We start from the raw sequence: 23,377 nt of genomic DNA, 5'->3' as shown, positions 1-23,377 counted from the left end.
GATCCTTCCCAGCCTCCTTCGGAGGCGAATTGAAAACAGAATGCGAAGTCGGGCGCTCATTATTGGTGTTCTCACGGTGGCCGGAGGAATGCTCCTCGGACGGGCCTCCGGACTGCTGCGCGAAATGGTTCTGGCGCGGGTCTACGGCCTGACCCGGGCCGCCGACCTGGCGATGTTCGCCATGACGCTCCCCGACCTCCTGACGAGCCTCCTGATCGGCGGCGCGGTCTCGGCGGTCCTGGTCCCGGAATACCACCGCCAGGCGAGCCGCGACGGCGAACCGGCGGCCCGGCGGTTCCTCGGACAGTCGTTCACGATGATCACGGGGCTGGGATCGATCCTGGCGGTGATCCTGGCGGGCCTCGCCCCCCTGTGGGTGGAGCTGATGGCCCCCGGCTTCGACGGGGCCGACCATTTGGCCGCTCTCCAGATGGCCCGCGTCGCCCTGCTGGCGTTCCCGCTCAGTGCCGCGACGGCGGTCCTGTCGGCGGTCCTGCAGATTCACCAGCGGCTGACCTTCGCCACGCTCGGAACGCTGGCTTTCAACCTGACGGCAGTTCTCGTCATCGGCCTGTTCGCGTCCGGTCACACCGGACGGACCGCCGCCTGGGCGGTCGTCGCCGGAGCTCTCGCCCGCGTTGTCATGCAGGGGATCGCGGCCGCGCGGGACGGCGGTCTCAACGGCGCGTTCTCGCGGATCCTGCGGTTTGACCGGCTGCCGCCGGGGATCGGACAGCGATACGTCCAGGCACTCGCCGCAATCGGTCTCCTGGTCCTCCTGCCGGTCACGGCCCGCGCGTTTGCCAGTCACCAGCCCGGCGCTGCCGCAGCGGTGTCGTACGCCCTCAAGCTCGGCGAACTGCCGGCGGGGATCTGCACCGCGGTCATCTCGATGATCGTCCTCCCGCGGATCAGCCGCGCGATTCAATCCGGCGACTCCCACGGCGCCCGGACCATGATCCGGACATCGGCCCAGCTCATCCTCCTGGGACTCGTCCCGGTCATCATCGCCTTCCAGTGGCTCGCCGACCCCGTCGTAGGTCTGATCTTCCGCCACGGTCGGCTCGATCATGACGCCGCCCGGCTTGTCGCCGACCTGGCCCGGGTCTCGATCCTCGGCGTCCCCGCGGCGGTCCTGACGTCGCTGGCGATGGCCGGATTCCATGCCCGGCAGAACACATCGACGCCGCTCCGCTGGGGGCTGGCGGTCTTTGCCCTCCTGGTCCCCGGCATGTGGCTCGCCGAGCGGGAATGGGGGATCCACGGGGTCGTCGCCGCGACGGTCGTCGCCGCCTGGGCCTACACGCTGATCCTGACGGTCCGCGGACTTTCGAACGACGCGATGGCGGTCGCGACTCCGGCCGACGAAGACTCGCCGCCGTCAGCGCGGGCCGCCTGACGGGGCGGGGACGGGGGCGGTCTCTCGCAACGTCCGGACGAAGGGCGACTCTTTCAGGACGGCCGGGTCGCGGAACAGAATCCAGCGATCGGCCGGCACCTCTCGGAAGGCGGCCGTGAACCGCGGGGCCTCGCGATCGACGGTCTCGTCGACGCTGCGGATCCAGACCTGCCGCACCTGCTCGGGAAACGTGCGGGCCAGTTCGCCGTAGATCTCGGGATCCCGCTCGCCGCTGTCGCCCACAAGGACGAACTGCCGGCCCGGGAACCGCCGGAGCAGCGCTTCGATCCGCGTCCCCTTCGAGACTTCGGGAGTCAGCATCCGGTCCCAGCTCCCGGGATCCTTCAGGCGGAAGCGGTTCAGCGACCAAGTCCCCGCGGGGAAACGATGCTCGGCCCGAAACGCTTCCAGATCGAAATAGAGCTGGCAGGGGGAATTCGAGAGATAGTGGATCGTGGCGCCGCGGTCGGCGAGGTCCCGGTAGAGGGCCGCCATCCCTTCGACGGGGACGAACTCCTCGAGGAACGTCCGTTCCAGGAGCCGCTGGCGGTTGCGGACGTCCGACACCTTGATCGTGTCATCGACGTCGCTGACGATCGAGAGGCCGCGGGGAGCCAGGAGATGGATAGTCCCGCGGATCTCCTGTTCGCCGGACTCGAGCAGCCGGAACTCAATTGTCCCATCGCGTCCAGGATTTCCGCGGACGGCTTCCGGGATACGGACCTGGCCGGTGAAATGGCCGTCGGCCGCAGAGGGCTCTAGGTCGCAGGCCGCTTCGCCGATCGTGATGCGGAGCTGCTTGGACCGCTCGTTGTCGTAGAGGAAGCGGGAGATCCGGCCTCGAAGCCGCTCCTCGGTCGCGTCGTCCCAGTCTCGGCCGCGGCCCATGACGGCGAGGATCCGCTCCGTGAGCTGCCGGCGGAGGAAGTCGTTCACCTCCGGCTCGTAGATCCAGCCGTGGATGTCGGCGGTCCACTCGCGAGTCTCGTCATTCCAGGTCCCGGCGGTCGGGAAGAAGACGACCCGCTCGTCGCTCTTGATCCGGTCCTGCCCGAAAACGGATGACAGCATCAGTCCTCCCCACATCAGAAGTGCGGCCGGCCAGCGCATCGACGCGACTCCCTGATGACTCCGGCGTCCGATGGCGAGAGGTTCCACTCACCCAGCCGGCTCGCCTCTACTGGGTATCAGGATCGTCCGTCGCGAACGGCGATGCCAGCTTGGAAAGGTCGACGGTCCCCTTCGACTCCTGTTCGAGGAGCATGAGCCGAGTCTCGACCTTCTGGAACCGGAGCTCGGTCGCGGGGTCGAAGAGGGGGCCGGTCCGAGCCGGGGTCGGCCGCGGCACCGTCGGATAGCCGAGCTGACGCTGGAGGGCTCCGAACATGTAGAGCGGGTCGCGGCCGTGGCTCGCTTTCGCGATCCGCCCTTCCTGCCGGCCGAACAGCATCGGGTACGGGGCCGGGAGGTCCGGGTTCCGTTCCTGGCGGCGGAGCTCCTCGAGGAAGTACTCCGAGCGGGCGTAGATCATGTCCGGGAAGTCGACCGTCCCGAGCTGCTTGCGGACCCGGACGATCCACTCCTTCCACTCCGGACCGTAGATCGGGTCGGCAGCGACCGCCCTGAGGCCGTGGTCGTACCCCAGCCGGTTCCGGGCGAGGCACTCGAACTGGTAGACGAACAGGGCGGCCGGGTTCGTGTGCTCAGCCCGGTGGCCCGCCTCCCGTTCCAGGACCTGGAGGGCGATCCGGAAGTCGAACTTCGATTTGTCCTCTTCCGCCTTCTCGACGAGGAACGTCTGGAAGGGGGTGAAGTAATGGGCGAGCTGCCCCATTCCGGGAGAGAGCCGGCCCCGGTGTTCGAGTTCGCCGCAGAGGAAGTCGATCGCCAGCGGGAGCTTGGTGGTGGCGAGGATTTCCTCGCGGACCATCCGCAGGACTTCCTGGGAGGGGACGTTTTCCGCGATCCGCTCCCGGTAGACCCGGAAGAAGTAAGCCTGCTCGATGTACTCTTCCCGGTCGAGAAGGGGCATGAGGTCTCTTCGCGGGGCGAGGGTTACGGACGAAGCTCAGGAGCAGAGGTCGGGCGCTCCATATCCCCTCCGTTCCGTTCTCTCATCGAAAGCGTCGTCGAAGAGATTAAACACCAAGGCACCAAGGTGGCACCAAGAACACAAAGGAAACAGGGAGGAAGTTGGTTTCGCCAAGCGTTTCTGGCGCGAATGCACGACCGTCCAGCAGCCTGTCCCCAATCCTTGGTGGCCTTTGTGCCGTCTTGGTGCCTTGGTGTTTCACCTTCCGGCGCTGCCCAAGTCCGGGCGCCCGCTCGCACTCCACCAATGAAAACGGCCCCAAACGGGGCCGGCAACTGTCGATGAGTGTCTGACAGGGCGACGAAGATTACTTGCGGTGCCGAATCCGGGCACGCATGCGACGCTTCTTCCGACCTTGCTTCCGCCGCCCTTTACCTGTCTTCTTCACACCCATGACTTGCCGGACTCCCCTTTCTCACGTGCTGGAATGCAATACACAATCCGGCCTCCGGGGGGAGGCGGGTCGGGAAGCATAACAGCGGTCCCGCCTGAGGGCAATGTCGGGGAGCCGGAGTCCTCCAAGAGTCGCGCAGCTCACCATTTGTGTTCGTGTGTTCACTCGGCGGGCCGGATCTCGATGGCCGCCTTCCCGGTGATCGTCAGCACGCAGGTCTGGGACCCGGGAAGCCATGTGGAGGCATTCTGGAGCGGGATCTCGCGGCCATCGACGCTCACCCGCGGCTGCGGACCGCAGCCGTGAATCAGGACGCGCGATGGTCCGGGAAAGGAGGGGACGACGCCGATGTGGACTTCCGTCGCTGGCGTTCCCGTGGCGACGACCCGGCCGGCGGCGTGAATCAGGAGCTTGCCCGAATCGAGGCTCGCCAGCGAATACGGGGGCTGGCCGAAGACGGCCGCCATCGTGACCGGGTGGAGCGTGCCCGGGTTGATATCGAAGATGTTCCGCTGCTGGATGTCGAGCGTAAAGGAGTCGGGGAGCAGGCCGTGCCGGGGATGGTCGGCGGGGTAGGCCTGCTGCAGACCGCTGCGGGCGATTCCTTCGGCGATGTGCTGCCACGGACCGCTGCCATCGTGCCGCGCCAGACGCAGGAGGGCGTCGGCGTAGCACAGGCCGCACCACTGGACCGGGAGGCCGATCCAGAGCGGTGCTTCCCAGTTCGTGGCCCCGAGCACGGCGATCGTCGCGTACGGACCGATCGGCTGCGGAGTCGGGTTTTCCAGGTAGACGAAGGGGACGCCGGTCCAGGCCCAGTAGCGGGCGGATTCGAGCAACGCCTGCTCGCCGGTCAGTTCCCACCCGAGGACGTAGGCCCGGATCAGGTGGGCGGAGGCCAGAATGTCGGGAGTGTGGAGCGGGATCTCCCACGTCTGCGCTCCTCGGGGGACCGTGCGGGCGAACTTGTCGAGGCCGCGGAGGCGTCCGACCGCGCGGGCGATCAGGTCCCGGTCTCCCGAGAACGCCGCGTCTTCGAGGAACTGGGCCACGACCTGCGCCGCGAGCCCGTTCGCCTCCTTGGACCAGTGCGTCGTTGAATAGTCCTTGTCCGGCCGCGGTGTGTAGAGGATTCGCCCCTCCGGATCGAAACGGCGATCGGCCGCTTCCGCCCGCTCCCGGGCATGACGGAGCGAGTCCTTCATCTCCCCGCGGAGGAGCGGGGCAACCGGCGTGGTGAGGTGCCCCACCCGATGGGCCGTCAGGTCCCGCCCTTCCACCGCTTTCCAGGCGGATTCGGCGGTTTCGCGGAGCCGCCCGGAGAGCGCGGCGTCCTTCGAAAGATGGGCGAGCTGTTCCATCATCCACGCGGCATCGGCGGCCGGTTGGGCCGCGAAGGTCTCCCCCGGGAGGGCGTGCCGGAACCGGTCTCCGTCGCGGATCGGGGTGTCGAGCCAGCCTCGCGCGGCGTTGGTCAGGTGGGCCTGGGGATCGCCGATTTCCGGCAGCGGCGATAGTCCTTGTCCCGCGGCGGCCAGCGAGCTGGCCGACGAGGATCCTGCGAACGCGCCGGCTCCGGGCCGCGAGGCGACGTACGTTTCGATGGCCGGGACGACGCTTGTCCCTTCGCCGGCTGCCAGCGTGGCCCGCGCGGTCAGCGGTTGATTCGCTTCCAGCCGCCCCGGACGGAACGGGAAGAGATCCCCGTCGGTCCGGAGGTTCGCATCCGGCCCCGGAGCGATCAGGCCCATCAGGTGGGCGCCCGAACCGAATGTCCGGTCCGGAGAATCGAACAGCGGGGCGACCTCGCTCGACCGGTGCCAGAGCAGGGCCGACCAGGCGTTGTCGTGGTGGATCGCCATCAGGGGGAACGTGACCTTGTGGGCCGCCGGGACCCGTCGCGCGGCTCCGGGACCGCGGACGTCCGCCTCGGACCGGCTGGGGTCGTGATCGAGGTACTCCACTCCCGCGAAGAGCCCTTGCGTCTTGGCTTCGCCGAACGTGCCGAGCCTAGGGCAGACGAGCAGCAGCGGGACGAAAACGATCTCGCGCGGCTGATCGCACGCGACGGTCGCTCCCAGGTTGAACGTGCCCGGCAAGGAACCGGGCGCGACCTCGTGGCGAAAGGTCCAGGTTCCACCATCGGGGTCGGAAACGCGCCGGACACACGTCAGGAGCGGACCTGCGGCGTCGGTTTGCGTCCCGCCAGGAGCCTCGTTGATGTCCAGCCAGCGGACCTGGTCTCCCTGACGATAGCCGACAAGGGGCCGCGGATGTCCGACGGCGACCGTCTTCCCGCCGACCGAAAGAGCCAGGTGGTTCCACGACGTCGTCGAATAGACGAGGCTGGACGTTCTGTGGTGAAGTCCCGGACCAGCCGGGTCCGCGCGGGCGGCATCAATCCTGGGAAGCGGCGGATCGGGAATCTCCAGTCGCGGTTCGAGCATGACACGTTCGAGGAGCGTTTCGCCGACCGGGGGATCGAAGCGGAACCGCGTCTTCGCCGTCAGCGGCGGCAGGGCGACGGAGACTTCCCTCAGGTCGCCGCCGGGGAGCGAGAAGCGGACCGAGCGCCCCTCCGAGGGACCGTCGCCGTCGGCGTAATAGAACACCTGGAACGAGCCCCCAGCGCGGTTGCGGGCTCGCATCGTCAGGATCAGCGGGCGGCCGTCCGGAACGTTCAGGGGCGTCGTCGCCAGATAGGGGTCGTCGCCGGTCGACCGGGTCACGAGGCCTTTGGCGGTCCGCTCCAGCGGGGCGAGGTCGTGCAGTCCCCGCCAGCCGCGCGTGGTCTCCGCGTCACGCAGGTCGAGGATCAGGGATTCCCCGCGGCCGCAGGCGGGGATGAGGAAGAACCACAGGAGCGCGATCGAACGCATGGGACGGACCTCACCGGTTCGACACGGAACGACGGGGATTCCGAAGATAGCGGTCCCGAGGGATTGTGTCGCCCGGGGTTGGATCGCCTGTAGGGGACGGACGTGAGGCAGATTGTGAACATCCCGCGCGGGGGAGCGGTTTGGTTCTCCGAATTTCGATCGACAGCTAGAGTTGTGGGGCGAAGCTGCTGAGCGGAATGTGACCGGTCTGCGCGCTTCGACCACGCCCGCTCGCACTCAGCTCGCTGGTGACGACCCGGAAACGCGGACGAAGCCTCGTCCGACGGCCGGGCGGCGCCGCGCCCGCGCGATCGAGGGGCCCCATCCCCACCTTTCCGGACTGACGCCGAGACCTTGCGGAATGTCCCCGCCGAGTGACAGTCTCCCCCCACCGCCGGATTCGCCGCTTCGCAACCGGAGCTTCCTTGGGCTTGTCCTGACGCAGCTTCTGGGCTGCATCAACGACAACGTCTTCAAGTGGCTGTCGGTCTGCTACGCGATGGGGACGGGACGGATCGGGAGCGATACGGCGCTCGTCCTGGGGGCGGCCTGCTTCACGATCCCCTACCTGCTGCTCGCCCCGTTCTCCGGATCGCTGGCCGACCGGTACAGCAAGCGGGTCGTCATCGTTGCCTGCAAAGTCGCCGAAGTGGTCATCATGGCCCTCGCGATCCTGGCGCTCGTCCTGGGCAACCTGACGTTCCTCTACTTCCTCGTGTTCCTGATCGGGGCCCAAAGCGCCCTGTTCGCCCCTTCCAAGTACGGGGCGATTCCCGAGATGCTCCCGCCTCCCCTGCTCACCGCCGGCAACGGTTGGATGGGGCTGGTGACGGTGTGCGGGTCGGCCCTGGGAATGATCGGCGGCTATTCGCTCTATGGCGTTGTCACTCCGAGCCTGGGAGGGGGGCTCAGCCCCTGGGAGCTCTGGCCGGTGATAGTGGCCCTGATCGGCATGGCGGTGGCCGGCACCGCGACGGCGATCATGATCGAGCCCCTCGTGGCCGCCTCGCCGACGCGGCCGCTGGAGATCGACCCTTTCTCTCATACGCTTCCGGCCCTGCGGACGCTGGCCCGGGAGACGAAGCTCTTCCGGACCGCCCTCGGGATCGGGTTCTTCTGGTTCCTGGCATCGCTCGCCCAGCTCAATGCCGACCCGCTCGGCAAGGAGTGGCTGCACCTCCCGCAGCAGAGCGTCGGGATGCTGATGGCGGTCCTTGTGCTGGGACTCGGCGGGGGAAGCCTCCTCGCGGGGAAATGGTCCGAGGGGAAGGTCGAGCTGGGGATCGTCCCGATCGGGGCGCTCGGCGTCGTCATCAGCTCGGTCCTCGTCTACCTGACGGGCCGGTTCGTCACGGCCGACGCGCCGGCGACCCATCAGGTCATGTTCTATCTGTGCGCGGCGTCGCTCTGCCTTCTGGGGGCGAGCGCCGGACTGTTCGACGTTCCACTCGAGTCGTACCTGCAGCACCGGACCGATCCGCGGCTGCGGGGGATGATCCTGGCGGCGACGAACTTCGTCGTGTTCCTGGGGATCCTGCTCTCCGCGGCGGTGTTCTTTGTTCTCAAGGCGGTCCTGGGGATTTCCCCGGGGGCGATCTTCGCCCTGGCCGGCCTGGGGACGATCCCGATCCTGATCTATGCCCTCCGGTTGATGCCGGAGATCACGGCCCGGTTTGTCTTCTGGCTGGCGAGCCACACCGTTTACCGGCTGCAGGTCGTCGGCCGGGAGAACATTCCGGAGCGGGGCGGGGCGCTGATCGTCGCCAACCACGTTTCGTGGGTCGACGGGATCCTGATGCTGACGAGCTCCTCGCGGTTCGTCCGGTTCCTGGTCTATGCCGATTACGTCCGGAACCCGCTCCTGACGGGTCTGGCCAAGGTGATGCACGTCATTCCGATCAAGGCCTCCGAGGGACCGCGGTCGATCGTGATGGCGCTGAAGACCGCCAAGGAGGCGGTGGCGAACGGCGAGCTGGTGTGCATTTTTGCCGAAGGGGCCCTGACCCGGACCGGCCAGTTGCAGCCGTTCCAGCGGGGTTTGATGAAGATCGTCGAGGGGACGAACGCCCCGGTGATCCCGGCCTACCTCCACGGCTTGTGGGGAAGCGTTTTCAGCTTTGCGGGGGGCAAATTCTTCTGGAAGTGGCCGAAACACTGGCCTTACCGGGTGGCGGTTCATTTTGGTAAACCGATGCCCCAGCCGGACGACGTCAGCCAGGTCCGGCTCGCCGTCGAGCAGCTCGGAGTGGACGCCGTGAAATCTGACAAGCCGTATTCGCCGATTCCGGCGGTCCGTTTCGTGCAGCAGTGCCGCGAAACCGGAAAACGGATCAAGGTGGCGGATTCGCTCGGCCAGGAAGTCTCCGGGACGATGCTCCTGCTCCGGACGATCATCGCCCGGCGGATCCTGGAGCGGACCACCTTCGCTCCCGACGAGCAGAACATCGGGATCCTGCTTCCGCCGTCGACCGGCGGCTGCATCGCCAACATGGCGGTCAGCCTCTCGAAGCGGGTGGCGGTCAACCTCAACTACACGCTCTCGGACGACACCCTCAACTACTGCATCCGGACGGCGGGGATCAAGCACATCCTGACGAGCCGGCAGTTCCTGGATCGCCGGCCTTTCAAGCCCGAAGGGGCCGAGTTCGTCTTCCTGGACGACCTCAAGGACAAGGTCACCAAGATGGACAAGGCGGTGGCGGGGCTGATGGCCTACGCCCTGCCGACGGGAATCGTCACGCGGATGCTCGGTCTGCACTCCGTCGATCCGGATGAGACGCTCAGCATCATCTTCACCTCGGGCTCGACCGGTGAGCCGAAGGGGGTGATGCTCTCGCATCACAACGTCGCCTCGAACATTGATGCCGTCGATCAGCTCCTGCATCTGGAGATCACCGACGGTCTGATGGGGATCCTGCCCTTCTTCCATTCGTTTGGCTATACGGCCTCGATGTGGCTGCCGCTCTGCTTTGAGCCGAAGGGGGTCTACCACTTCAATCCGCTCGACGCGAAGACGATCGGCAAGCTGGTCGAGAAGCACAAGGCGACGATCCTGATGTCGACGCCGACGTTCCTGAAGTCGTACATCAAGCGGGTCGAGCCGTCGCAGTTCGCGTCGCTCGACATGGTCGTCGTGGGGGCGGAGAAACTCCCGACGGACCTGGCTCACCAGTTCCACGAGAAGTTCAAGGTGATGCCGTCCGAAGGGTACGGCACGACCGAGCTCTCGCCGGTGGCGGCGGTCAATATTCCCGATCACCGCTCGTCGGAAGTCCAGCAGAAGGGGACGAAGCTCGGGACGGTGGGCCGACCTCTGCCGGGGGTTGCAGCCAAGGTGATCGATCCCGATACCGGCGCGGACCTGGGAGTGAACCGCGAGGGACTGCTGCTGATCAAGGGGCCCAACGTGATGAAGGGCTATCTCCAGCAGCCGGACAAGACGGCGGCGGTGATCCGTGACGGGTGGTATGTCACGGGGGACTTTGCCAAGCTGGACGATGAAGGGTTTATTGAGATCACCGGTCGGCAGAGCCGGTTCTCGAAGATTGGCGGCGAGATGGTGCCGCATATTCTGCTCGAGGAGCATCTGACGCGGCTGACTGAGGATCCGAGTGATGAGGATGCGGAGCTGCGTCTCGCGGTGACGGCGGTGAGTGATCCGAACCGGGGTGAGCGGTTGATTGTGTTGCACAAGCCGCTGAAGAAGCCGGTTCCGGAGGTGCTGAAGGAGCTTTCGGCGATGGGCCTGCCGAATTTGTGGTTGCCTTCGGCGGACTGTTTTTTTGAGGTGGAGCGGATTCCGCTCCTTGGGACGGGGAAGCTGGATTTGAAGGGGATCAAGGATCTGGCGATTGCGCGGACGCAGGCGTCATAAGCATTCGCGTCCCAAAGAACCGGGTCCAGGGGCACCCTGGTCAGGGGGTGCAGGGGGCAGAATGCCTCTTGCCCGCCGGAGGCTTGTCTCGTCGAGAGATGTCTGAAGGAGATCGTGTCCAAGCGCGGACACCGTGTCGTATGCCCCGTCACCAACCCGCGGGGATTCCGGGGCGAGCGGGGAGTCCTCAACGCGGGTCCCACAAAGGGGACATCCGTTGCTTGCCACGGTTCCTCATAGAAGTGCCTCCGGCGGCAAGGGGGCGTGGCCCCCTTGACCCCTGGTTGCCGTGGCACGTTGGGTTTGAGCTACCAAGCTGCGCCGGCAAGGACGTGGTTCGAGCGGTCGCCGTTAGTCTGCGTTCGACAACGACGAATTCTGGATCGCCGCATTCCGACGCTGCCACGCCCCCTTGATCGCATCCACAGCCGGATCAACCTTCTCCCCAGCTTCCTCAGCCGGCTTCGCAGCCGCCGGCAAAGGTGCCGCATCCGGCGGCACGGGGAGCGGATTCGGACCGGCCTGCAGCGGCATCTCGGTCGCCTCCGCGTCTTCCGGCTTCCCCTCGGGGAACGCCGACAACGTCCCCCGCTTGTCGACCTCCGGCTGACAACGGATCTGCCAACCACCACCCAACGCCCGGTAAACCTGAATCAGCCCCTGCGCAATCTGACCGCGGGACTGGATCCACGAATCCTGCTGGTTGATCAACTGCTGCAGAATCGTCGCGTACCGGTTGAAGTCGACCCCCTGCAGACCCGCCTCATACTGGGACACCACAACCCGCAGCGCGACATACGCATTGTCGACGCTCGTCTCCAGGTGCCGGGCCCGCTCGTGCGACTGTAGATAGATCGTGATCCCGTTCTCAACCTCGAGGTCCGCCTGAAGCACCGTCGACTGGTACTGCACCAGCAACTCCTGCAGCGTCGCGTCCTGCAGCCGGACGTTGTTGAGGATCCGTCCGTAGTTGAGCAGGTTCCACTGGAACGAAGGGCCGACGCTCGCGTTCATCGCCCGCGGACGGAAGAGATCGGAGAAGTTGTTCGCCTGCCAGCCGATCGTCCCGTTGATCGTGATTGCGGGATACCAGTCGGTCTCCGCAATGCCGATCTGCTCCGCCTGGGCCGCCGCCAGACGTTCCGCGCGGCGGACGTCCGGCCGGCGGGAGAGGAGGTCCGCCGGAATCCCGGCCACGATGAACTCGGGGGCCTTCGGGATGTTCGTATTGGGAGCCGAGGCCAGGATCGTCGAGAGGTCCTGAGGCGACATCCCCATCAGCACGCAGAGCTGATTCTGCGAGGTCCGGAGATCGATCTTGAGGGTTTCGATCTGGGCCCGGCTCTGCTCCAGGTTGCTCTCCGCCTGGGCGCGGTCGAGGTCGGTCACCGCCCCCGCCTGGAGCCGCCCCTTGATGAAGTCCAGGACGTCCTCCTGGATCAGGATGATCTCGGAGAGGAGCCGGATCCGTTCCTGGCTCGTCCGGATGACGGTGTAGTTGACCGCCACGTCCCCCAGGAGGGTCACGAGGACGTCGTCGTAGTCGAGGACGGACGCTTCGAGGGCATCATCGGCCGAAGTGATCGCCCGGCGGTAGCGGCCCCAGAAATCGAGTTCCCAGGAGAGGTTGAAACCGAAGTCCCAGCTGTCGAAAAAGTTCAGGTTGGAGACCGACCGACGGTAGCTTCCGTCGGCGTTCTGCTGCTGCGGGAAGAAGTTTCCGCCGGCGATGCCGCGGATGGCGCGGGCCTGGAGGATGCGGAAGCCGGCCTGACGGAGCGTCAGGTTCTGCGTGTAGGCGTCCCGCATGAAGCGGTTGAGGAGCGGGTCGCCGAAGACCGTCCACCAGTCGCTGAGGTCGTCGGTGTCGGAGCGGACGCGGCGGTCGGCGGAGTCGATCCAGTGGTCTTTGACCGGAGCGGCGGGGGGGCAGTAGTTGGGCCCGACCTTGAAGCCGTTATGGATGTACCGTTCGACGTGCTGACAGCCCGCGCCAGCCAGCATCTGAGCCAGTACGGTGGCGGTTGCCACCGAGCGCAGGATCGGCTTCATTCCGAACGCTCCTTCGTCCGACGTCGGTCTTTACGGAAGAATCCTTACTTCCGTTGCGGTCCGCACGGGGCTCCGGGACGTCCTGCCCCGGAGCTGTGGGGGCTGCACAAGGGACATCGTCAGAAGAGGCTCTCCACTGCGCGACTGGTCGTCCAGGGAGCCGGGAATGGGGGGAGGGAGGCCGGTGTGGCAGGAACAGGTCGAAGGACCGCTACAGCCGGACTTGGGTAGAGGGGGGCCGTCTTGAGGGAATCTTCAGGAGTCGCGCAGCTACGAAGAGACCTGGGCTTCTCTGTCCACCGGGTCCAGGGGCACCCTGGTGGGGGATGCAAGGGGGGCCTGTGTTGTTTTCTTGGCCCCCTTGCCCGCCGGAGGCCGTCTCGTCGAGAGATGTCTGAAGGAGCACGTATCCAAGCGCGGACGACGTGCCGTATGCCCATCACCAACCCGCGGGGATTGCAAAGCGAGCTGTGAGTCCTCAACGCCGGTACCACAAAGGGAACGCCCGTTGTGTCCCACGGTTCCTCATTGAAAATGCCTCCGGCGGCAAGGGGGTGAGACCCCCTTGACCCCAGTGGCCGTCGCACGATGGGTTTGAGCGGGCGGAGTCGTGCCGGCGAGGACGCGGTTTGAGCCAGCGGGCTCACCCGCCAACCAAATCCGCCCGGGCCCGCTGGACGGTCTCCGCCGCCGCTTCCGGCGTGTCCGCCGTCGCCGTCACATGGCCCATCTTGCGGCCCGGCTTGGCATCGAGTTTTCCGTACAGGTGGAGTTTGGCGGCAGGATGCCGCAACAGACGGTCCCACCGCGGCGGACCGGCCGACCAGAGATCCCCCAGCAGGTTCGCCATCGCCGCCGGCCGGATCTGGTCCACCGCACCCAGCGGCAGCCCGGCCACGATCCGCATGATCTGCTCGAACTGGCTCGTGACGTGCCCCTCGATCGTCAGGTGCCCCGAGTTGTGCGTCCGCGGAGCCAGCTCATTGACGAGCAGTTTTCCACTCGTCGTCACGAACATCTCGACACACAGCAGCCCCACAACATCCAGCTTCGTACAAAGAGCCGCGGCGATCTCACGGGCCTCCGCCCGCAACGAATCCGACATCCGGGACTCGACGATCGGGCAGACCGAAACGTCCAGGATGTGATTCGCGTGGTCGTTGAGCAGGGGGCCATAGAAGGCCATCGTCCCGTCGACCGCCCGGGCCCCGATCACGGAGCACTCGAAGGCCAGGTCGACCCACTCTTCCAGGACCGTCCCTCGGCCGTTGGCCGCCTTCCAGGCAGCCGCGACGTCCCCGTCTTGAAGGCCGACTTTCCACTGCCCCTTGCCGTCGTAACCACCGGTGGCGGTCTTCAGCACGCAGGGGCGATTCAGCCGGCTGACCTCCTGGACCAGGTGATCGTACGAGCGGATCGTCGCGCAGGCCGGGAGCGGAAACCCGTTCTGCAGGAGAAAGTCCTTTTCGAGCTGCCGATGCTGGGTGATCGACAGGACGTGCGGCGACGGATAGACCGGGACCAGCCGCTCCAGCAGGTGCATGCTGGCGAGCGGGATGTGCTCGGTCTCATAGGTCACGACATCGACCTGCCGGCCGAACTTCGTCAGCAGGTCCGTATTGTCGAGCGCACCGACGACGCACTGGTCCGCCCACTGCGGTCCGGGACTCGCCGCCTCTTCGGTGTAGATGATCGTCCGATAGCCCATCCGCCGGGCGCAGATCGAGGCCATCCGGCCGAGCTGCCCTCCCCCGACGATCCCGATCACGTCCCCCGGAACCAGACTCCGACTCATGGCAGCTTCTGCTCCAGGACTTTCTGTGTCTGACAGCTCTGGAAGAACTCCAGGTGAGCCCGCAGCGCCGGCCGGGTATTCCCCAGGATGCGGATCGCCAGAAGGGCGGCATTCTTGGCCCCGGCCTCGCCGATCGCCATCGTGCCGACCGGAACCCCTCCGGGCATCTGGACGATCGAGAGCAGCGAATCGACGCCGTGCAGCCACTTCGAGCCGACCGGCACGCCGAGGACCGGGAGGAGCGTCATCGACGCGACCATTCCCGGAAGGTGAGCGGCCCCTCCGGCGCCGGCGATGATGACTTCCAGCCCCCGCGCCGCGGCGGACTTGGCGTACTCGACCATCCACTCCGGAGTCCGGTGGGCGGACACGACCCGGCATTCATGGGAGACGCCGAACTCGGTCAGGATGTCCGCCGCCGCCTTCATGGTGTCCCAGTCGGACTTGCTTCCCATGATGACACCGACGAGCGGTCGTTCGGGTTCTGTCATTCGTTCACGCGCATCGGGAAAGGAAAACGCCACCGGTCCGGAAAGCGCAGGAACGCCGACCGGCAGGAAATCCTCGCTCCGGAGGAACCGCGAGCGGAGGACGATGGTAGCGGGGCAGGAAGGACGACGAAATCGACCCGCCGCCGGTTGCCGGAGATGGGAGGCTCCGGTCGGCGGGGAGGACTTTTCGACGGAACGCTGGAGACTTCGGCTCAACCCCCGGCGGGGAGACGAACCTTCTGCATCAGCGGGGGAATCACGGTCGGCGGGACGAACTGCTTCAGGCTCTCGCCGCTGCCGTCGCGCCCCATGAGGGCGATCTGGCGGATCAGCGTGCTGGAGACGTGCGAATACTTTTCGCTCGCCATCAGGAACACCGTTTCAATCCCGGGGGCCAGCGTCCGGTTCGTGAGGGCCATCGTGAACTCCGCCTCGATGTCCGAGACGGTCCGGATCCCGCGGAGCATGACCGCCGCCCCCTTCCGGGCGACGTACTCCACGGTCAACCCCTCGAAGGTCTCGACCGAAACGTTCGAGATGTCTTTCACGACTTCCCGCATCAGGTCGAGCCGCTCCTGCGGCGAGAACAGCGGCTTTTTGTCGGGATTGATGCCGATGCCGACGATCAGGTGCTCAAACAGGCCCGAACCCCGGCGGATCATGTCGAGGTGACCGAGCGTAATCGGGTCGAAACTCCCGGCGTAGACGGCGATGCGAGCGGAAAGTTTTGTCATTTCAGACGTTCCGACCGAACGGATGCTTCTCTCGTCCGGCGGGGACGGCGACACCCGGGCCGCGGCTCCTGCACCGAATACGGATTTCAGTTCAACCTACTCTCTCGGCCATCCCGGAGAGGTCCGGAAAGCGCCGGAAGTTCCCGATCCCGGATTCTGACGGCAAATTCTCCCCGCTCCCCGCACAGGTCGCCTGTTTCCTGCGTCCGGACTGGCCGATTGTTGACAATCTGCATACTGTATCGATCAGCGCCCGTTGATTCGACTAGGGGTGGACGATGCTGGAGATTCGCGGATCGAGCCGGGGAACGAATTGCGCGGGAGTCACCCGCCGCGCGGCGCTGAAGGCGGGCTTCCTCGGGATGGCGGGGATGACCCTCGCCGGACAGAACCGGCTGCTGGCGAACGGTGCGACCCCGAAAAACGACAAGAGCGTCATTCTCATCTGGCTCGACGGCGGTCCCAGCCAACTCGAATCGTATGACCCCAAGCCGGAGGCCCCCGAGGAGTGCCGCGGGCCGTTCACGGCGATCGACACGAAGGTTCCGGGGATCCACCTCTCGGAACTCCTGCCGAACCACGCGAAGTTCGCGGACCGGATGAACTTTATCCGGTCGATCCACCACGGCACGGGGGACCATTTTGCCGCCGGGCACTGGATGCTGACGGGCCGCTTCGGGGCAACGTCAGTCAACCAGGGGATCAAGTTTCCGTCCTTTGGCGCCGCCATCTCGAAAGTCCGGGGGCCGCGGCGTCCAGGGCTGCCGGCGTACGTAGGCCTTCCCTCGGCCGAGAGCATTTACCTCTTCCCCGGCTACCACGGCGCGGCGTACCTCGGCGGGGCCTACAACCCGTTCGACGTCGACACCGAGCGCAAGTATCTGCATCACGGGAACGTGATCGAGATCAACCGTCCGAAGTGCTTTCAGGCGACCGCCGGGATCGACGAAGGGCGAGGACGCAGCCGGAGTGAGCTGATGGGCTCGCTCGACCGGATCCGCCGCGAGGTCGACCGGTCGGGGATCATGGACACGATGGACGCCTGCAACCAGGAGGCGATGTCGCTCGTCTTCGGCCAGGCGGCGATCAAGGCGTTCGACATCTCCCAGGAAGATCCGAAGGTCGCCGCCCGCTATCCGAAGCACCCGTGGGGGCGATACACGCTGATGGCCCGCCGGCTGGTCGAGGCGGGGGTGACGTTCGTCACCGTCGACATGCCGCACTGGGACCATCACTCGCGGCTCGTCGAGGGGCATGCCCCGAACATGCGGGCGATGGACGAATGCGTCGGAGCCCTGATGACCGACCTCGTCGAGCGGGACATGCTCGACAAGGTCATGGTGATCGTGATGGGCGAGTTCGGCCGCACGCCGAAGGTCAACACCGGCCTCCCGAACGATCCGATCCCCGGTCGCGACCACTGGGGGGACGCCGTCTCGGTCATGGTTGCCGGAGGCGGACTCAAGCAGGGGACGGTCGTGGGAGCGACGAACCCCAAGGCGGAGTTCCCGGTCGAGCGGGCCCTCAAGCCCCACGACCTCCTGGCGACGGTCTACCGCGTCCTCGACATCGACGGCAGCCAGTCGTTCCCGGACTTCGCCGGCCGCCCGATCCCGCTGGTGGATGACGCCGCCGCGATCTCGGAGCTGTTCTGACGGGCCGCAGTCCGATGTCCTCCGCGCGACCCGCCCCTCGCCCGAGGCGTCCGTGGTCGATCGTTCTGCGCAGCCCGCTTCGAGGTGGCGGAGGAGCGGGGCGGCGACAACAATTTCGCCTTGCTGTGGCTGGAGGCGGATGATGCGACGACTTGGCGGGCGAATGATCGGGAGTCTGCTGATCTTTGCGGCCACGACGGCAGCGGCCGAGGACGTCCCGAAGGTCGACGACTGTCTGGACCGTCTGGAGGCCTCGTGTGCGATTCCTCCACGCGTTCACTTTCACGCGACGACGAAGTTGACGTCGGAGAGCTACGTCCGGACGAGTGACCTGGAGGTCTCTCGCGATGGGGAGCGGTGGCAGATCGTGCGACGCACGTTTGGTCTGTCGGCCTATCAGGAACGGCGAATCACGATCCATGAAACCAGCGAACTGATCCTGGGGAGCAATCCGTTCGACGAAGCCGCGATGAAGCGGGCTGGCGTTCCGGATCCGATGTCCGGAGCGGCACCTCCGGCGCTCCGGGTCATCCGCATGACCTTTGCGATGGAGAACGGCGCGAAGGACCAGTCGACATCGATGCGGGCGACGCCGTCCGCCATGGCGGCTGAATGGCAAGCTTTTCGCCACCTGGATCTCGTGGCTGTTCTGTTCGGGACGTTGCCTGGCGACGATGGGCTGTCGTTGTGGGACGTGGCGCGGGAGGGGAACCGGCAGAGTGTCCTCGGCTCACCTCTCGTGGATGGGCACAAGACCGTTCGGATCGTTTCGTGGACGCGTTTCGGTGAGCGGACGATGTGGCTGGATCCGCGGCTCGGCTATCTCCCCCGCCGAATCGAGTGCGCCCGGGAGGGGCACCATCAATGGGGCCTGAAGACGATCGATCAGTTGAGCCGGGAGAAGTCCGGCCTGCATTCCACGGATATCCACACGGCCACGAACCTGGTGCTTGACGACTTCCGTTTTCGGGTGGTCGAGGGGCGGCCGCGAATCGTCGGGTTCCACGTCTGGTATCTGATGCCGCTGGCGGGCGGCTCGGAAACTCGGGAGTTTGAAGGCGAGGTTCGGGTATCGGAGTGGGGGCTGCCGACTGGTGATACACCGCCGACGCTGAAGACGGGCGGGCGGATTTCGGTCGGAACGCCGGTGAACGTGGAGGGGCGAGTCGACAAACGCTTCGAGTGGGACGGTCGGGCGATTGTTGTCGGGAAGCTCTTGAACATCGATCAGCGCGCGATTCGGTTGCAGTAGCAACGCCACGCCGTACGCGGTCTTGCGGCGCGATCGGCCGCTATCGCACCGCTCCGCCGTTCGAGTTGATGACCTGGCCGGTGATGAAGCTGGCTTCGTCGCTGACGAGGAATCGGGCCAGGCGGGCGATGTCTTCGGGAAGGCCCCACCGTCGGAGCGGTGTTTCGCGGAGGACGCGTTCCTGCCAGGCGTTGCTGGCGCCGTCTCCCCAGGCGGTGCGGATCCAGCCGGGGGCGATGCAATTGACACGCACGGCGGGGGCGAGCGTCATGGCGAGTGAGCGGGTGAACCCCATGATGGCGTTCTTGGCGGCCGAGAAGAGTTCGGCGCTGTCTCCTCCTCCGTCCATACCGCGGTCGGCCTGGTCCCAGCCGATGTTGAGGATGACGCCTTGTCCCGCCTCCTGCATGCGGCGGCCGACGTCCCGGCTGAGCAGGACGGCGCTGCGGACGTCGACATCGAGGAGGATCTCGAGCTTCTCTTCGAAGGTCCACTTGGGGGCGTCGCCGGTCAGGAGGTCGGCTCCGGCGTTGTTGACCCAGATGTCGAGTTTGCCGAGGGCGTTGAGGCAGGCTTCGACGAAGGGAGTGAGTTCCGATTCCTGGCCGACGTCGGCGGTCAGGATGTGGGCGGTGCGGCCGAGAGCCCGCACTTCGCCGGCGACGGCTTCGGCTCGATCGCGGGAGCGGCGGCAGTGGATGACGACGTCGGCTCCCGCGGCGGCGAGTTCGAGTGCGATGGCGCGGCCGATGCCGGAGGAGGAGCCGGTGATGACGGCGGTGCGGCCGGTCAGGTCGGCGAAGGGGCGAGGGGGTGAGGGGGGCTGTGCCATGCGAGGTTGGTCAGCGGGGTGGTGGGGAGGCAGGCGGTCACAAAGGTAGCTCAGTGCCGAGGTCACGGAAACACATCGCGCGCCCCTGAACCGGGGCCAGGGTCACCCTGGTGGGGAGTGCAGAGGGGCCTGTGTTGTTCTATTGGCCCTTTGCCCGCCGGAGGCCTGGCCGTCGAGAGATATCTGAAGGAACGCGTGTCCAAACGCGGATGACGTGTCGTATGCCCTCTCACCAACCCGCGGGGATTGCAAAGCGAGCGGTTTAGCGTGGAGGAGTCCTCAACGCTGGGACCACAAAGGGGACATCCGCAGTGTCCCACGGTTCCGCGACGAAAATGCCTCCGGCGGCAAGGGGGCGTGGCCCCCTTGACCCCAGGCCGCCGTCGCACGTTGGGTTTGAGGAAGCACAGTCGTGCCGGCGAGGACGGTGTTCGAGCAACGAGGAGAACTCGTGCTTGAGCAAATCCCCGCATCTTCCGGAATGACGACTGATCGGAGTGGCCCGCTCCGGCCAATTCCGGCATCATCCAAACCTCCCTTTCCCCTCCCTCTGGACCTCTGCCGTACCCCCCTTCGCGTGATGGAAAAATCGGTCGCCTACCTCATCCGGACCTTCGCCCAGACGCATCCCGATGCGGCGGCCCACGCCATCGAAGAGCTCGATGTTCCGGAGTCGGCCGCCATCATCGCCGAGCTCGACTCGGCCGTCATGGGACCGGTCCTCGAACGGCTCGCCGCGCACCGCGCCGCCGCTGTCTTCGCGCACCTCGGACCGGAGGCAACGCAAGGCCTGATCCACCGCATGACCGCGCGGCAGGCGGCGGTCGTCCTCCAACACCTCGACGCCGAGCTCCGCGAACACCTCCTGTCCGGGATCGACTCCGAACAGATCCAGCTCGTGCGGAGCGCGCTCCGCTACCCGCCCGACACCGCCGGGGGACTCATGGAGTTTCCCGTCACGTCCCTGCCGATCGACCTGACGGTCCAGGAGACGATCGCCCGGATCCGCCAGGCGCCGCGGGAGACGCTGCATTACCTCTACGTCACGCAGCGCGACGGCCGCCTGATCGGCGTCCTCAGCATGCGGGACCTCCTCCTCGCTCTGCCACAGCAACCGCTGGAGGCGATCGTCCGCCGGAACGTGGCGACGGTTCGCGCGACGATGGACCGCGAAGAAGTGGCCGAGCTGATGCGGAGCCGTGGCTTCGTCGCCCTGCCTGTCGTCGATGACGAGGACCGGCTGCTGGGGGTCGTCCGGCACGAACAGGTCCTCGAGACCGTTCAGCAGGAAGCGTTTGAAGACCTGCAGAAGATGGTGGGGGCGAGCGGGAGCGAAACTGTCAGCACCTCGCTCGCCGCCACGGTGAAATCCCGGCTGCCGTGGCTGCTCGTCAATCTGGTGACCGCCTTCATGGCCTCGGCGGTCATCGGGATGTTCGAGGGGATCCTGGTCAAGATTGCGGCTCTGAAGATCCTGCTTCCGATTGTGTCGGGGCCGGGGGGGAACAGCGGGGCTCAGACGTTGGCGGTTGTGATTCGCGGCCTGGCGCTGAAGGAGATCAGTCCCGGCAATGTGCGGTCGCTGCTCTTGAAGGAGTCGCTGGCGGGGTTCCTGAACGGTGTGGCTCTGGCGTTTGTCACGTCGCTGGCTGTGCTGGTCTGGAGTCATAGTCCCGGCCTGTGTGCCGTGATCAGCCTGGCGCTGATCGTGAACACGACGGTTGCCGGGCTGGCCGGGGCGGCGATTCCGTTGATCCTGAGGGCTCTTGGCAGCGACCCGGCCCAGTCGTCGAGCATCTTTCTTTCGACGGTGACGGACATTATTGGCTTTGCGGCGTTTCTGGGGATCGCCAGCCTGTTTTCGCGGTGGCTGATGTAGGCGCGGGCCTCGAACTACGTCCTTGCCGACACGGTTATGTCACGTCAAACCCAACGTGCCACGGCAGCCGGGGTCAAGGGGGCAACCCCTTGCCGCCGGAGGCACTTCCACGAGGAACCGTGGCAAACAACGGACGTCCGCTTTGTGGAACCGGCGTGGAGGACTCCCTCAAGACACACCGCTGGCTTTGCAATCCCCCCGGATTGGTGAGGGGGCATCCGGCACGTTATCCGCGCTCGGGCACGTGCTCCCTCCGACGGTCCTCGACGAGACGGCCTCCGGCGGGCAAAGGGCCAATAGAACAACACAGGCCCCTCTGCACTCCCCACCAGGGTACCCCTGGACCCGGTTACGACGGATCAGAACTCGGACTCAGTCTCTAATTCGCTCCGTCCTGCGACATCGAGTCCGCAATCATCTTCAGCAGCGCCGGCCGGTTGATCGGCTTCGAGAGATAACTCGTACAGCCCGCCTCCAAGCACCGCTCCCGGTCCCCATCCATCGCCGCCGCCGTGAGCGCAATGACCGGGCCGGTCACCCCCTCGCGGCGAATGGCGCGGGTCGCTTCATACCCGTTCATGCCGGGCATCTGGATGTCCATCAGAACCACATCGAACGGCCGGCCCGCGTCGATCGAACGGCAGACCGCATCGACCGCCTGCTCGCCCGTCTCCACAAACGTCGTCTGAGCCTTCGTCGCCTCCAGCATCCGCCGCAGCAGGTACTGGTTCGCCGCCGTATCTTCCGCAATCAGAATCCGGCGACCAGCCCAGCAGCCATCCAGAAGCTCCGGCCGCTGCTCTGCCGCCTTCCGCGGCGCGGCGTACAGACGGGGATCGTACCGCGCCACCTGCCCCGCCCCTTCGGCCCGGATCGAGGCCGAAAACTGACTTCCCCCTCCGACGCGGGACTTCGCCGTCAAGTTCCCGCCCAAAAGCCGGGCCAGCGAGCGGCTGATCGAAAGACCCAGCCCCGCTCCGTTTTTGCGGTGCCGGTAGTCCTCCGAGACCTGAACGAACGGCTCGAAGATCACTTCCAGGTCCGCTTCGCTGATCCCGACGCCGGTGTCGGAGATCGTGAACTCCAGGCAGGGCTCTGGCTCTGGCTGATAGCACAGCGAGACCCGCACGCTCCCCTTGTCCGTGAACTTGATCGCGTTGGTCAGCAGGTTCATCAGAATCTGCCGCAGCCGGAGCGGATCGGTCCGGATCCGCGCCGGGACCGGCGTGTCGAACGCCAGCTCGAAGGAGAGCCCTTCGTCTTGGGCCCGCAGCCGCATGAGATCGCACAGCTCCCGGGTCAGGAGCAGCGGGTCGCACTCGACGAGCTCCACGTCGATCGTCCCCGCCTCGATCTTGGCCAAGTCGAGAATGTCGTTCAGGAGCTCGGCCAGGTGCGTCCCGTTGCTGCGAATCATCTCCAGCATCTGCCGGGAGTCTGCGGCGGCGGGATTTTCGAGCAGCAGATCGGCGAGTCCCACGACCGCCGTCAGCGGCGTCCGCAGCTCGTGGCTCATGCTCGAAAGGAACATCGACTTGGCCCGGCTGGCGTCCTCTGCCCGGATCCGGGCCTCGCGGGCTTCCCGCTCGCTCTCCACCAGCCGCTTCATGAGCCGGTAGCGGTCGATCGCGTTGCGGGCGATGTGCGGAAGGCTCGCCGGATCTACGGTCTCCTTCGAGAGAAAATCCTGGATCCCGCTCTCCATGGCCGCCGTGGAGACATCAATCGGATGACTCCCGGTGATCATGATGATCGGAAAGGGAGGGATCCCGCTCTCCCCTTTCAATTCGCGGGCAAGTTCCAGCCCGGTCATGTCGGGAAGATGCCAGTCCAGAAACCCGAGATCGAACGGCTGCGTGTCGTTCTTCAGAAGAGCCAAGGCCTCCTGGCCGGACCCTGCCTGCACAAACTGGTAGCGACAGGTCGAATCGTGAATCAACGCTCGCCTTACCGTATCGCGGTCTTCGGGTGTGTCGTCAACGACAAGCACCCGACGGATCGGAAGGGACGTCATATTCTCACGCACTGTGCCAGAGTCTTTGCGAGAGG

General features: G+C 66.1%; 14 protein-coding genes. 5 read left to right on the top strand and 9 right to left on the bottom strand.

Annotation, left to right across the window (positions count from 1 at the left end):
• Positions 1-40 precede the first annotated feature (40 nt).
• Positions 41-1,399 (top strand): murein biosynthesis integral membrane protein MurJ, encoded by a 1,359-nt coding sequence (gene murJ / locus VT03_RS07145; RefSeq protein ID WP_197489232.1) that lies wholly within the window; start codon positions 41-43, stop codon positions 1,397-1,399.
• On the opposite strand, the gene VT03_RS07140 is transcribed toward murJ, so the two are convergent.
• The 3 genes from VT03_RS07140 to VT03_RS07130 all read right to left on the bottom strand — a co-directional run bounded on the left by VT03_RS07140 (position 1,382) and on the right by VT03_RS07130 (position 6,764).
• A complete protein-coding gene (locus VT03_RS07140) occupies positions 1,382-2,470 on the bottom strand; it encodes a phosphatidate phosphatase App1 family protein (protein WP_197489231.1) in 1,089 nt (362 codons plus the stop codon). The genes murJ and VT03_RS07140 overlap by 18 nt on opposite strands.
• A gap of 106 nt (positions 2,471-2,576) precedes the next feature.
• Positions 2,577-3,431, bottom strand: a complete 855-nt coding sequence (locus VT03_RS07135) for a hypothetical protein (RefSeq protein WP_075092359.1) — start codon at positions 3,429-3,431, stop codon at positions 2,577-2,579.
• 615 nt (positions 3,432-4,046) lie between these two features.
• Positions 4,047-6,764 carry a hypothetical protein gene (locus VT03_RS07130; RefSeq protein ID WP_075092358.1) on the bottom strand — a complete coding sequence of 906 codons (2,718 nt, stop codon included), beginning with the start codon at positions 6,762-6,764 and terminating at the stop codon, positions 4,047-4,049.
• A gap of 361 nt (positions 6,765-7,125) precedes the next feature.
• Between VT03_RS07130 and VT03_RS07125 the strand changes: the two genes are divergently transcribed.
• Entirely contained in the window at positions 7,126-10,638 is a 3,513-nt protein-coding gene (locus tag VT03_RS07125) for an acyl-[ACP]--phospholipid O-acyltransferase (RefSeq protein WP_075092357.1), read from the top strand.
• A 351-nt stretch (positions 10,639-10,989) separates the two neighbouring features.
• Here the strand turns inward: VT03_RS07125 and VT03_RS07120 are convergent, their stop codons facing one another.
• The 4 genes from VT03_RS07120 to coaD all read right to left on the bottom strand — a co-directional run bounded on the left by VT03_RS07120 (position 10,990) and on the right by coaD (position 15,710).
• Complete coding sequence (locus tag VT03_RS07120) at positions 10,990-12,690, bottom strand: efflux transporter outer membrane subunit (RefSeq protein WP_075092356.1); 1,701 nt, start codon at positions 12,688-12,690, stop codon at positions 10,990-10,992.
• A 643-nt stretch (positions 12,691-13,333) separates the two neighbouring features.
• Positions 13,334-14,485, bottom strand: a complete 1,152-nt coding sequence (locus tag VT03_RS07115; RefSeq protein WP_075092355.1) for a 5-(carboxyamino)imidazole ribonucleotide synthase — start codon at positions 14,483-14,485, stop codon at positions 13,334-13,336.
• Positions 14,482-14,976 carry a 5-(carboxyamino)imidazole ribonucleotide mutase gene (gene purE / locus VT03_RS07110; protein WP_075092354.1) on the bottom strand — a complete coding sequence of 165 codons (495 nt, stop codon included), beginning with the start codon at positions 14,974-14,976 and terminating at the stop codon, positions 14,482-14,484. The genes VT03_RS07115 and purE overlap by 4 nt, the downstream gene beginning before the upstream one ends.
• Before the next feature lie 212 nt (positions 14,977-15,188).
• Positions 15,189-15,710, bottom strand: coding sequence for a pantetheine-phosphate adenylyltransferase (gene coaD / locus VT03_RS07105; RefSeq protein WP_075092353.1), 522 nt, complete (start codon positions 15,708-15,710; stop codon positions 15,189-15,191).
• Positions 15,711-15,988: 278 nt separating this feature from the next.
• Between coaD and VT03_RS07100 the strand changes: the two genes are divergently transcribed.
• On the top strand, positions 15,989-17,365 hold the full coding sequence (locus VT03_RS07100; protein WP_075092352.1) for a DUF1501 domain-containing protein: 1,377 nt from the start codon (positions 15,989-15,991) through the stop codon (positions 17,363-17,365).
• A 139-nt stretch (positions 17,366-17,504) separates the two neighbouring features.
• Positions 17,505-18,617: a hypothetical protein gene (locus tag VT03_RS07095; RefSeq protein ID WP_156514340.1), complete on the top strand. Its 1,113-nt coding sequence runs from the start codon at positions 17,505-17,507 to the stop codon at positions 18,615-18,617.
• Between the two features lie 40 nt (positions 18,618-18,657).
• Here VT03_RS07095 and VT03_RS07090 read toward each other — a convergent pair whose 3' ends face one another.
• A complete protein-coding gene (locus VT03_RS07090) occupies positions 18,658-19,449 on the bottom strand; it encodes an SDR family NAD(P)-dependent oxidoreductase (protein WP_075092350.1) in 792 nt (263 codons plus the stop codon).
• A 580-nt stretch (positions 19,450-20,029) separates the two neighbouring features.
• On the opposite strand from VT03_RS07090, the gene mgtE reads away from it, so the two are divergent.
• Entirely contained in the window at positions 20,030-21,328 is a 1,299-nt protein-coding gene (gene mgtE / locus VT03_RS07085; protein WP_075092349.1) for a magnesium transporter, read from the top strand.
• Positions 21,329-21,707: 379 nt separating this feature from the next.
• Here mgtE and VT03_RS07080 read toward each other — a convergent pair whose 3' ends face one another.
• On the bottom strand, positions 21,708-23,342 hold the full coding sequence (locus VT03_RS07080) for a hybrid sensor histidine kinase/response regulator (protein ID WP_075092348.1): 1,635 nt from the start codon (positions 23,340-23,342) through the stop codon (positions 21,708-21,710).
• Between the last annotated feature and the right edge of the window lie 35 nt (positions 23,343-23,377).

The organism is Planctomyces sp. SH-PL14 (genome assembly GCF_001610835.1).
Classification (GTDB): Bacteria; Planctomycetota; Planctomycetia; order Planctomycetales; family Planctomycetaceae; genus Planctomyces_A.
This window is presented reverse-complemented; position numbering and strand designations above follow the sequence as displayed.